The organism is Pseudomonas sp. MM227, from assembly GCF_947090715.1.
Lineage (GTDB): Bacteria > Pseudomonadota > Gammaproteobacteria > Pseudomonadales > Pseudomonadaceae > Aquipseudomonas > Aquipseudomonas baltica.
The window spans coordinates 4,233,229-4,245,291 of sequence record NZ_OX352319.1; the positions used below are offsets into that span (position 1 = coordinate 4,233,229).

A 12,063-nucleotide genomic window follows, 5' to 3' on the forward strand; every position below is an offset into this window, starting at 1 on the left:
TTTGAGCGGAATGGGTGCGCGCGCGGTGATCGGGCACGGCGGGCGGCGAAAGGCGGGGATTATAGCGTAATAAGCGATGGCTCAACCAACACCCCTGTGGCGGTGGTGCTGCGGCGAGCGATCTGTTCAGTCACAGACAAAAATCGAAGATCTCTGGTTTTTCCTTAGGCAGGGTCAAACACGCATGATTGAAACGGCAAGCGCTAGAAGTGATTGAGGCGCAGCGAGCGTTGGATCCCCCCGGGCGATAATCAAGGTCCGGAAATTCTAGTCAAAGCGCTATGGGGACTGAGATGTCCGTGTTAGTTAAAAAACTCGGTCGCTGAACGTCCAGCGACCGGGCAGATCCCCGTTCTTGATCATGATGGCTGCACCTGCAGGACGCAGATTTCAGTTTTCAAGGAACAAGCTGTACCAACACACATTTTTGATCCTTAAACTAACTCCGGCCTACTAACATCCCTTATGCAGAAACACGGATATTCCTGCCGCCTGAAGGTTCTGCCTAGGTTGTTGCTCGTACAGATCTTAGGGGAAATCTACTGCTCCTGCTTTATCAATCAGATGTTACAATTCCATTCTAGCTAGCGGCATGGACGAACATACAACGACCCTAAAACTGTCTATACAACCGAATCGTACTTTATAGAGATATTGTCAAGATAACCGTACACATCAGACTTCGCGTAAATACACACTTTCGAAATCCGCCATCCAGGATTGTCTTTTACGTCTATCCTCACCCATCCTGGATTTATATCCATCACATGTGCTTGCCCTCCTAGATAGGCTACACGAATAGTACTACCAACACTTATCCCGAACTCAATCTCGGTACAGCCATCCCATAATGAAATCATAACATAATCACTGCCATTTCCCCTGCGAATATACCTAAAGGCATTGCCTGAGATGAAAGGCCTAAGATCTACAGGAGGGTCCTGAATGATATCTGCCTGAACCGAAGTTGCCAGGTAAATCTCGGCCTGATTTATCACTAAGGATGAAGAAACAGGGCCTAATGGAACAGTATCAAACCCTTCAACACCCGGCGGGGTGACTGTCTCGATTTTCCCCAACTCAAACGGCACAGCCTCGGACGTTTTCACAAGCCCATTCTCGACGCGTGCCACCGTGTACGCCACTGACACTGCCTTGTCCTGGCTCAACTCCGCCACCGCCTTGGGCACCGTGAATTCCAGTGGCTGCGCTGTCGTCAGTCGCCGAGCGGGCAACACCAGGGACACTGCTGGATCCACCGCCGTCCATTCCAACCCTACCCATTGGCCCGCTTCGATCCCCCCATACACCGGTGTCGTGATCTTCACACCCGTATTGGGAATAGCCGCAGGATCCAAATGCCCATTGGTTTCGTTTTCCACAGTTGGTGCAGGCAGCACCAAAGTCAACTGAGTCATGTTCAGCACTCCTTCAGGAAATATAACCGCTTCACGTTCACTTAAACTCTTGCCCAAGCCCACTTTCAGTTCCAAGGTCAGTGGCAAAGTGTTCTCCAGGCGCAACAGGAAACTGCGAGGCAGGTTGATGTGCAGCCCTGAACTCACTTGCGCGGCCGTCACTGCGGACCCCATCGCCAGCTCTTCGCTGCGCGTCGTGCCGTCATCCAGTGTCCCGTGCGCGCGCAGCCAGTAAGTTTGGCCGGTCGCAATCAACGGCCAAGGATCGACCGACACGGTTGCAGCTGTGGAAAAGGTATTCAGATCCAACGTTCCATCGCTAGCCTGCACCACCTTGGGCGGTTTCAATGCCGTGGCCGGCAGATCCTGTACCCTCAATGCCAAGGCGGGGCTTGTCACACCAGACCCCCCATCCACCAGAATCACATTCGTCACCTCAACCGTCTTGCCCAGGCTGGCCGCCACCACACTGGCCGGAATCGGCGCGCGCACCTCACCCATGATGGCCAGTGCGCTCGGGATGTCGAGGGTGCGGCCATCCATTGGCCGTGATCTGGCGGTTACCGGATGAGGACGTGCTGCTCGACTGGGCTGGCGCGACAGTGGGTGAGGCACGCGCACCGATTCCGGCCAATGTGATTGCAGCCAGCCTGGGCAAAACGGTTGAGGTGACGAATGTCATTCTGGTGGATGGGGTTTCTGGTGTGGCAAGCCCCACTTTGACATTGAGGGTGCAGGATCTGCCGGCCGCGGCATTGAAACCGCCCAAGGTGGTGCAGGCTAGCGACGGAACGTTGGATCTGAATACCTTTTCCACAGCCGCAACCGTGTCGGTCGATCCTTGGCCGTTGATTGCGACCGGCCAAACTTACTGGCTACGCGCATACGGAACGCTGGATGACGGCACGACGCGCAGCGAAGAGCTGGCTATGGGGGTTGCTGTGACGGCTGCGCAAGTAAGCTCAGGGCTGCTAATCAACCTGCCTCGCAGTTTCCTGTTGCGACTGAAGAACGCCTTGCCGCTGACCCTCGAACTGAAAGTGAGCTTAAGCAAGAGCGTAAGTGAAAATGAAGCGATAACGTTTCCTGAAGAAGTGCTGAGCATAACTCAATTGACTTTGGTGCTGCCCGCACCGACGGTAGAAAATGAAACCGATGGGTATTTAGACCCTGCGGCTATTCCCAATACCGGTGTGAAGATCATGACACCTGTGTATGAGGGAATCGAAGCAGGCCAATGGGTGGGGTTGGAATGGACGGCGGTGGATGACGCAGGATCCGTAACATTGCCCGCTCGCGAAGTGATGGCGCAAGACTCACTGGAGTTCGTGGTTCCAAAAGCGACAGCTTTGTTGAGTGCGGGTAAAGCGGTCAGTGTTGCGTACACCGTGAGGCGAGTGAGCGGCGGCCTTGTTCAAACCTCTACCCCAAGGGCTTTCGAGTTGTCTGTGGATGACCCTGGCGCAGGCCCTGTTCTCGAAGGCTTTGAAGAGTTTTCTCTTGGGCCGATTGCACTTCCAGTCACGCTGGCTTCGGAATGTATACTGAGTATTGATCAAAGCGTTCCAGGTATCGATTTCGACGCAAAAATTGGCAACGAGTCAGGAGAGTCACCCTTTGTGACAGGTAATTATCTAGAGCTGCATACCCGTCCGATTGCGGTGTTTTTTCTGACCTTTATAGAACCGGTCAATCAGTTCCAGCTAGGTGTGTACTTCAAGGATTTAGCAGCGAAGGGTGGTTTTTTGAAAGTGCGTGAAGTCCACGGTGTAGTCACGGAGTACGACCTGAAGGTTGGGTATGCTTGGGAAGCATTTCAGTCAGAGTCTGGTCAAAACACAATATCCGCTATCGAACTCGATATGATGAGTGGCACGTCTATCCGATTGGATAATCTAAGTTTCCAGCGCGTGTAATTTTGTTCTTTGTGTGCAGAGTACAAGATAGCGCACCCTGTAGGTATCGGGTTTTGATGTCAGGAGAGTGAAACGACCCTACCGTTAGGCAATCATCGGTAGGGTCGTTTTTCAAGGTTTCTACGCACGAACGTGTTCTTGTAAGAGCAGACGCTTTTCGCTCGGGATTTGCTGATTGTCATTACGCCATAACCCCCCGCCTTCCGCCGCCCACCATGCCCGATCACCGCGCCCGACGATCCGAGCGAGCCAGGGTTCAACCACAACTTCGTCGTGCGAAAACGCAGCATGGTGTGGCTGAAGATACCTTCGATGTCAAAGCTGAGCAGCGTGGTCGGCGAGGCCTAGCTTAAGCAGCTGCGCGAGCAAGACTGCCTACAGGGTTGGCACCGAGAGCAAGGCTTGAACCGACGCGGCGGGCTGCCTGACGCGAGCAGCGCAGCGATGCTCGCGTCTTCCCGTGCCCCAGTTCTCCTGCTCGGCAGCGAGCACTGCATTGATCATGGCCTTGGCCGTGAGCAAGCCTTCGGGGTGACGCTGGTACAACGCCACGCCGATGTTGATCGCCAGCCGTTCGGCGGGCGTGTGCCAGTGGCGCAAGGTGCGCTGTTGCAAAGGCGTCTGCGCGTCGATGCCGTCGATCAGTACGCCTGGGCGAAAGCCTGCAGCCATGCCCAGGTATCCGTAGTGAATACCGCCCCAGAGACCGACGTGATACAGATATTGCCCTTGCTTGTGCCAGGTGGAGCTCTGCAGTTGCGCGACTTTGGCGCGGTAGTTCCACTCGCGGTTTTCGTCCATCTGCTCGACCCACAGGGCCACTGCTTCGTCCTTGCAGGCCCTGGCCACCTGCTGTGGATTGCGCACCCACCAACGTGCGTGCCACGGCAGCGCTTGGTAGGTGCGCATGGCGCTGGTTGCATCGTAGCGGTTGAATTGCTTGATCTTGCTCACGACGGCGTGGCGGACGTTGCGATTGATCTCGCCGGCCATGTAGGTGGTGATCGACAGCAGCTGGTCCGGATGGCCAAAATTCTGCACGGCGCTGGGCCGCGGCATTATGGTATGTCGCGCTTTGACCTTTTTCGATGATTCGTACTGGGTACTGAACGACGACGGAATCAGCAGGGCATTGCAGGCACAACTGCTGGTGCTGTCGAGGCTGCCGGCGACACGCCGACCGTTGCTCTTGAACTGCTCGACGCCGCCGACGATGTGAAACTCGCCGGTGCTTTTTCCGCAGGACACGCGATCGCCCTCGCGCGAACGCGGAACGCCGAGCAGGGTGACGCCCCGCTCGCCACCAAGGACCGTGCCGCCACACGATGTCTTGTCACCCAACCGGATGAAGTAGCCCAGTTTCATGTCCAACCCCCCTGCTCTGTCGCTGGCCCACGCAGGGCCGCCAAGCGACAGGAGTTTCCGGGAGTTGTGGAAGTACGTCTGTAGGACCCATCCGACGCAAATGCAGGAAGAGTCCTGAATTCCGTGCGCAACGTATGTTGCGGCTACATTTCTCGGGGCAAACGCTGATCCAGCAGCACACGCAGGGCACTGCCGTCCGGCCAGTTGCGCAGCAACCGTTCACGATCGCGCTGGTGGGCAGGGGCGAAGCTGCTGTCGCTGCCGTGTTGCTGCATGGCGTCGAGGTCGATCAGGGCCCAGCGGCCGTCGTGCCAGAACAGGTTGTGGCCCTTGAGGTCGCCGTGGCTGATGCGTTCGCGAATCAGGTCGGCGAACAGCTGGTCCAGAGCCTGGAGCTGATCCTCGGGAACGTCACCCGTGTCGACATGGGTGGCGAAGGCTTCGATCAGGTCCGGGCCGCCCAGGTGTTCGGTCACCAGGTAGGCTTCGCGACGCAGCCACAGCACGCGCTTTTCCAGCACACCGAGCGGCTTGGGGGTAGCGATGCCGAGGAACAGCAGGCGATTGCCCTCGACCCACGAATGCCAGGCGCGGCTCGGGCGCCAGAAACGCTTGCCCCAGTGCAGCAGGTTCTTGATGTTGTAGCGTTTGATCAGCAGGTCGCGGCCTTGGCTGTGCACGCGGCCGACCGTGGCGGCGCCACCGGTCTTGTACAGGTGGCCTTGTTCGAGCAGGGCATTGGCCTGCTCCAGCACGGGCAGGATGGCCGCTTCTTCTTCTCGGCGTACGGCGCGCAGGCTGGAGGCGCTGTCCTGCACGCTGAACAGGCTGCAGTCGCGGCCCACTTTGCTCAGATAGTCCTTCAGGCGCCAGGCGCGGACCTTGTCGATCTGCTTTTGCAGGGCTTCCATGGGCAGGCCGTGCTCGCCATTGGCCAGCAGGTAATACACCAGCAGCTCTTCGGTGAAGGGCTCGAGGTGCTTGGGCAGTTGGGCGAAGAACACGCCAAGGTTTTCCAGGACCTTCTGCCGTGACAGCGGTTTGCCGGCCTCTTCGGCCTGGATGCCGGCGCCGTCGATGAGGAACACCTGGCCGTTGTGGCGCAGCAGGTTGTCCAGGTGCAGGTCTTGCTGCCACAGGCCCTTGCCGTGCATCTGGCCGATAACGCCGAGCGCGTCACCAAGCACGGCGGTCTGTTCGTCGGCCAGGGGCGGCAGGGTTTCCACACGGGTCCAGTCGTCGGCCAGGCTCTGGGCGTTTTCCAGGTACTCGAACAGCAGCCAGCCGCCCTCGCCTTCCTGCAGGCCGTCGGCGAGCAGTTGCGGGGTGGTGAGGTGTTGCTCGGCCAGCAGGCGCACGCCTTCCAGTTCACGCTGGAAATGCCGGGCAGCCTTGCTGCCGACCAGCAGTTTGGCGAGCACCGTGCGGCCGCGCCAGATACCGGCGCCGACGTAGCGCTGGCCGGGCAGCACGCGCAGCAGGGTCAGCAGTTGCAGCTCGGCAGGGCCGGCAGCATCGGCCAGGGTGATGCTCAGGGGCAACGCGGGAGTGCGGCCGGCTTGGGTCAGTTCAGACAGGCGCATCGGCGGGCCTCTTGTCGTAGGTAAGGTGGGGCGCTGGATGGGTGGCTGGCAGGGGGGCCTCTTCGCGGGCAGAGCCCGCTCCCACAAAGAGTACATGCCGTGCATTCTTCTGTGGGAGCGGGGCGGGCGGCCGAGCCCTCTGCCCGCGAAGAGGCCAGCAGCAGCACACATCTACCGCCCTTCCTTGTGGTTGCGGCGGCGGCTCAGGCGCTGCAGCCAGGCGTCGACCTGGGGGCTGGCTTCGGACTGGGCCAGATACGCGGCGAGCAAAACGCGAATGTCGGCGGCCTGCCAGCGCGGTGCCCGGCGCAGCAACGGTTCGAGGTCCTTGGCGCGGTCGCGCTGGCCGAACAGCAGCGGGCGAGTCTTTTCCAGGTCGATCAATTGCGCCTGGTAGCCGCTGGCCGTGGCGCGCAGAAAAATATGCTTGGGGTAGAAGCAGCCGTGCACCTGCCCTGCCGAATGCAGGATACGCCCCAGCTCGCCGCACGCCACCAGCACCGCGCGGCGCTCTTGCGGGGCCAGGGTCGGCCACTGCTGCAGCACCGCTTCAAGGTCGGACCAGCCGTCCAGGGCGCGGGTCATGAGCATGGCACGGGTTTCACCCTGAACCTGGCGCTGACCGTAGAACACCGCCTGCAACGCCGGGATGCCCTGCTTGCGATAGCGGCTGATGTTGCGAAACTCGCGGGCGAAGGTTGGCTCGCCGAAGGGCCGGGCCAGGGTACGGGTCAAATAGTTGCTTTGCCGCTTGAGGTAGAAACCACGGCCTTCCAGGTCCAGCCGATACACGCTGCTCCAGCCGCCACGGCCGGTGTTGGGTTCGTCCACGGCGTCCAGTTGCAGGTTCCACAGTGCATCGAATGTGGCCAGCCCGTGGCGCTCCAGCAAGGCGCGCTCCTCGCTGGCGATGAAGTCGCTCATTCGCGGCCCTCGAAGAATTTTACGATCTTGCGCACACGCAGCTTGTCCGAGGCATTGAGCTTTTCGCGGCGGCGGTACTGCAGGTAGAAGCGCAGGCGCTGGGTGTTGGACAGTTCGCTCTTGCCCAGTTTGTCCAGGCAGGCGAGGTCCTTGATGATGCGATAGCGCAGCATGAAGCTGCGCCAGAAAGCACCATTGGGACAGTCGATGAAGTACAGCACGTCCTTGTCGTCCACCAGCAGGTTGCGCCACTTCAGATCGTTGTGGGTGAAGTGGTTGTCGTGCAGCGTGCGCGTGTGTTGCGCCAGTTGCCGACTGATGTGGTCGACCCAGGCCCGGTTGCGCAACCGTGGATCACCGCTCAGCGCAAGGTGGTGCAGATCTTGGGTGTTGGCCAGTTCGCGAGTGATCAGCGCCCCGCGGTCATAGCTGGCGCCATTGCGTTCCAGGCCCCAGGCCACCACTTCGGCAGTGGGAATGCCCCACTTGGCGAAGCGCTTGAGGTTCTGCCATTCGGCCTTCACCCGTGGCTTGCCCAGGTGCGCGCGCAGGCCCTTGCCGGCACCCACGTAGCGTTTGACGTAATAGTTGACCCCACCGCGCTGCACGCGAATCACCTCGGACAACGGGTCGCGGGTCAGGCGCTCGCCGGTGAGGGCGAACACGCTGTCCAGGCTGCCGAAGTCGGCCTGCAGGTGCGCGTAGCCCGCTTCCAGGTTCCAGCCCGCCATCAGAGAGCATCCCCGTAGCGCAATTTGCGGTCGTACAGTTTATTCGCCTTGCCGTCGAGCCAGCCGAGCAGTACGGCTTCTTCCTTGAGCACGCGGCGCAGGGGCTGCTGGAAATAGTCGCGCAGGAAGCGCAGCTTGTCGCGGCGCGTCAGGCCAATGTCCAGCGCCGAGAAATACAGCGCGGCGAGGTCCTTGTCGCGCCAGCGGCGAGTGATGCGCGGACGGACCTGGGCACGGTGCAGATCGATCACCGAGAGCTTGAAATCGTCGGCCTTGACCGGCTTGTCGGTGTGCAGCAGAAAGTGGCAGATGTAGCAGTCGCGGTGGTTCACGCCGGCGCGGTGCATCATGCCGACCAGGCGCGCCACTTCGGCGATCAGTGCGCGCTTGAGCGCCGGTTGCGGCGGCTGCTTGGCCCAGTTCAGGCTCAGCACTTCCAGGTCGATGGTAGGCGCCAGCTCTTCGGTGATGATGAACGAATGCTGATCGGCCGGGTTGCTGCCGCGCTCGCCGTAGGCCACCGCCGTCATGCTCGGCACGCCGGCCTCGCGCAGGCGCTGGATGGCCTTCCACTCCTGGCCGGCGCCAAGCACCGGAAGCTTGGCGGTGAGCAGGTTCTTGGTGATTTCCGCCCAGCCGACGCCACGGTGGATCTTGACGAAATAGCCCTTGCCGTCGACTTCGGTGCGCAGCGTGCGGCGTGCTTCGAGTTCGCGGAACACTTCGCCTTGCAGCGCTTCGACGGCGACGAATGGATCGCGCCCGGCCCACAGCGTCTTGAACGGCTCGTCGAGCACCAGCTTCATGGTCGCGCCTCCAGGATAACGTCGGCAGCGTGTTCGGGCATGCTGTAGATGTCGGCGCTGTCGGCGAAGGCCAGGCCATTGGCCGACCAGGCCGCGCGGGCGCTGTCGTCCTCGAGCATGCGCTGCAGGTAGCGGTTGAGCTCTTCCTGCTCGAAGGGCTCGCTGAGCACCAGCCCGGCGTCGGCCTGGGCGATGTAATGGGCATAGCCGCACACCGCCGAGACCAGCACCGGCAAGCCAGCCACCACCGCTTCGAGCAGCACGGTGCCGGTGTTCTCGTTGTAGGCGGGGTGAATCAGCACATCGGCGCCGAGCAGGAAGCGCGGAATGTCACTGCGGCCCTTGAGGAACTGCACCCGGTCGCCCAGGCCGAGCGCTGCGCCCTGCATCTGGAACAGCTTGGGGTCGTCCTGGCCGATGACCATCAGCCGCACGCGCTTGCGCAGCGCCGCGGGCAAGGCCGCCATGGCCTTGAGGCTGCGGTCCACGCCCTTGGTCTTGAAGCCGGAGCCGATCTGCACCAACAGCAGCTCGTCGTCCTCGAGCATGAATTCGCCACGGAATTCGGCGCGGATCAGCGCCGCGTCCGGCGGCGCGCGACGGTCGTGGGCGATGCCCGGCGGCAGCAGGTGAAAACGTGCCAGCGGGGTGTCGTAATGCTTGATGAACAGCGGTTGCTGGACTTCGGAAATCATCAGGATTTCGGTCTTGGCGTCGCGCCCGAACACCGCGCGCTCGTAGTCGGCGAAATGCTTGTAGCGCCCCCAGTAGCGGTACAGCGAATGACGCAGGTTCTGTGCCTTGTCTTCGTAGCAGCCATCGGCCGCGTAGTAGACGTCCAGGCCGGGCATCTTGTTGAAGCCGATCAGGCGGTCTACCGGGCGCTTGGCCAGGTCGGCCTGCATCCAGCTCAGCAGTTTCTCGTTGCGCCGGTGGTTGAAGAACGCCTTGACCGGCGCGACGTGGACCTCGAAACCTTCGGGCACCTCGCCTTCCCAGATCAGCGTATAGACGCGGATGCCGTGGCCACGGCGCTGGCACTCCAGGGCAATGCGCATGAAATCGCGCTGCAGGCCACCAAAGGGAAAATACTTGTAGAGCACGAATGCCAGTTGCATCAGCGAAGATCCTCGGCCAGTAACACGGTGCTCAGTCGGCTTGCCACGCGCTCGGGGTCGAGCCGGGTGAAACACAGCGGCCACTCGCGTTTGAGATCGAACCGACGCTGGTCTTCCGGCGTCGGCTGGTAGGTACAGGTTTTCTGCATGCACGGCGCGCAGGGGGGAAATCGCTGGCCAGGTGAATCTGGCCACGACCGTAGGCGCCGGTCAGGCCAACGTTGGTCGGGCCGAACAGGGAGATGGTCGGCACGTCGAGGGCGGCGGCCAGGTGGCCAAGGCCGGTGTCGACCGCCACGCAGGCGCGGGCTTCGGCCAAGGTCTGCGCCATCCCGGCCAGGTTCAACCGAGGCAACACCACGCAGTTCTTGAGGCCTGCGGCAATGCGTTGCGCGCGTTCGCGTTCGCTGTCGCTGCCCCATGGCAATCGCACCTGGATGTGGGCATGTCCCAAGCGTTCGGCCAGCTCGCGCCAGTAGGCTTCCGGCCAGTGCTTGGTGTCCCAGGTGGTGCCGTGCAGAAACACCACGAACGCCGGGCCGGGAATCAGGTCGCGCCACTGCAGGCGATTGAGGCCGTAGTCGCCGGTGCCTTTGGGCAGGTCATAGCCCAGTGCCAGGGCGAACAGCTGGCGCACGCGTTCGACCGCGTGCTGGCCGCGCGCGACGGCCAAACGCCGATGATAGAAACGACTGGCCAGGCCTTCGCGGGCCGAGCCCTTGTCGAGGCCGGCCACCGGGGCCTTGACCAGACGCGTCAGCCAGGCGCTCTTGAGCAGCCCCTGGGCGTCGATCACCAAGTCATAGCGGTTGGCGCGCAGACGCTGGCGCAGTAGCTTGAATTCGCCGCTTTTGTAGGCCTGCCAAAGGTTCTTGCGCCAGCGGCGGATGGCCACTGGAATGACCGTGTCCACGGCCGGATGCCATTTCGGAATCTCGGCGAAGCCCTCCTCCACCACCCAGTCGAAACGGATGCCCGGCACGGCGCGGGCCGCGTCGGTCAGCGCTGGAAGGGTATGAATGACGTCGCCCATGGACGAGGTCTTGATCAGCAGTACCCGCAATTCATTCCGCCTTGACTGTCAGTTCGACCGTGGCCGGCCCTTCTACCTGCTGCAACGCATCGGCAACCCGCTGGGGTTCCAGCAGGCGCAGGCAATTGTAGTGGCCGAAGCGGCAGGTGCGGTCGAAGCACGGGCTGCAATCCAGGCCCAGGCGCACCACCTCGACCTTTTCTGCCAGGGGGGCGTGAAACCTGGCGAGGTCGAGCCGTACACGGCCACCAGCGGCCGGTTGAGCGCGGCGGCCACGTGCATCAGGCCTGAATCGTTGGACACCACGGCGTCGGCGCACGACATCAGGTCGATGGCCTCGGCCAGCGCGGTTTCACCGGACAGGTTGTAGGCTTCCTCGCGCAGGCCGGGAATCAGCCGCTCGCGGATCGCCTCGCCCACCGGGAAGTCTTTCTTGGAGCCGAACAGCCAGACCTGCCAGCCTTCACGGATCTTGATTTCGGCCACTTCGGCATAGTGCTCGGACGGCCAGCGCTTGGCTTCGCCGAACTCGGCGCCGGGGCACAGGGCGAGCACCGGGCGATCCAGGGCCAGGCCGAACTTGGCCAGGGCAGCGTCGCGGCTGGCCGGATCGATACGCAGTTCGGGGCGCGGATACGGCTGCGGCAACAGGGCGCCGGGCTCGAAGGCCAGGGCCATGAAGCGCTCGATCATCAACGGGTAGCGTTGCCTGTCCAGGGTGCGCACGTCGTTGAGCAGGCCGTAGCGAAATTCGCCGCGCCAGCCGGTGCGCTTGGGGATGCCGGCGAAGAACGGCACCAGCGCCGATTTCAACGAGTTGGGCAGCAGGATGGCCTGGTCGTAATGACCCTTGAGGCTTTTACCGATGCGCCGGCGCGTGGCCAGTTCGAGCGCGCCGTGGCCGAGCGGAAAGCTCAAGGCCGCACGCACTTCGGGCATGCGCTCCAGGATCGGGCGGCTCCATTCAGGCGCCAGCACGTCGATCAGGCAGTCGGGGTGCCGTTGCTTGAGGCTCTGGAACAGGGTCTGTGCCATTACCATGTCACCGACCCAGCTGGGCCCAATGATCAGAATTCTCATAGTTTTCCAGAACAGTCAGTCGGGTGGTGCAGTGGTGCCAGGGTTTTCGGTGCCAGCCTGTTCGCGGCCACTGGCCGCTCCTACGGGGC

Annotated in this window: 8 protein-coding genes and 2 pseudogenes; 1 reads left to right on the forward strand and 9 read right to left on the reverse strand. The window is 61.7% G+C overall.

Annotated elements, in window-relative coordinates:
- Positions 1-623: 623 nt before the first annotated feature.
- On the reverse strand, positions 624-1,961 hold the full coding sequence (locus ONG87_RS19390; RefSeq protein WP_264381865.1) for a hypothetical protein: 1,338 nt from the start codon (positions 1,959-1,961) through the stop codon (positions 624-626).
- 32 nt (positions 1,962-1,993) lie between these two features.
- Here ONG87_RS19390 and ONG87_RS19395 point away from each other — a divergent pair, with 32 nt between their 5' ends.
- Positions 1,994-3,334, forward strand: a complete 1,341-nt coding sequence (locus ONG87_RS19395; RefSeq protein WP_264381866.1) for a hypothetical protein — start codon at positions 1,994-1,996, stop codon at positions 3,332-3,334.
- Between the two features lie 375 nt (positions 3,335-3,709).
- Here the strand turns inward: ONG87_RS19395 and ONG87_RS19400 are convergent, their stop codons facing one another.
- From ONG87_RS19400 to waaF, 8 genes and pseudogenes are all read right to left on the reverse strand, one after another.
- Positions 3,710-4,699 (reverse strand): polymorphic toxin type 44 domain-containing protein, encoded by a 990-nt coding sequence (locus tag ONG87_RS19400; RefSeq protein WP_264381867.1) that lies wholly within the window; start codon positions 4,697-4,699, stop codon positions 3,710-3,712.
- Between the two features lie 143 nt (positions 4,700-4,842).
- Positions 4,843-6,282, reverse strand: coding sequence for a lipopolysaccharide kinase InaA family protein (locus tag ONG87_RS19405; RefSeq protein WP_264381868.1), 1,440 nt, complete (start codon positions 6,280-6,282; stop codon positions 4,843-4,845).
- A gap of 171 nt (positions 6,283-6,453) precedes the next feature.
- Entirely contained in the window at positions 6,454-7,206 is a 753-nt protein-coding gene (locus ONG87_RS19410; protein ID WP_192176327.1) for a lipopolysaccharide kinase InaA family protein, read from the reverse strand.
- Positions 7,203-7,937 carry a lipopolysaccharide kinase InaA family protein gene (locus ONG87_RS19415; protein ID WP_264381869.1) on the reverse strand — a complete coding sequence of 245 codons (735 nt, stop codon included), beginning with the start codon at positions 7,935-7,937 and terminating at the stop codon, positions 7,203-7,205. Before ONG87_RS19415 ends, ONG87_RS19410 begins: the two co-directional genes overlap by 4 nt.
- Positions 7,937-8,743, reverse strand: coding sequence for a lipopolysaccharide core heptose(I) kinase RfaP (rfaP, locus tag ONG87_RS19420; protein WP_264381870.1), 807 nt, complete (start codon positions 8,741-8,743; stop codon positions 7,937-7,939). The genes ONG87_RS19415 and rfaP overlap by 1 nt, the downstream gene beginning before the upstream one ends.
- Positions 8,740-9,861, reverse strand: coding sequence for a glycosyltransferase family 4 protein (locus ONG87_RS19425; protein WP_122479758.1), 1,122 nt, complete (start codon positions 9,859-9,861; stop codon positions 8,740-8,742). Before ONG87_RS19425 ends, rfaP begins: the two co-directional genes overlap by 4 nt.
- A pseudogene (gene waaC / locus ONG87_RS19430) lies at positions 9,861-10,924 on the reverse strand (lipopolysaccharide heptosyltransferase I). The gene ONG87_RS19425 and the pseudogene waaC overlap by 1 nt, the downstream one beginning before the upstream one ends.
- A 1-nt stretch (position 10,925) precedes the next feature.
- Positions 10,926-11,974, reverse strand: a pseudogene (waaF, locus tag ONG87_RS19435) (lipopolysaccharide heptosyltransferase II).
- Positions 11,975-12,063: the final 89 nt, after the last annotated feature.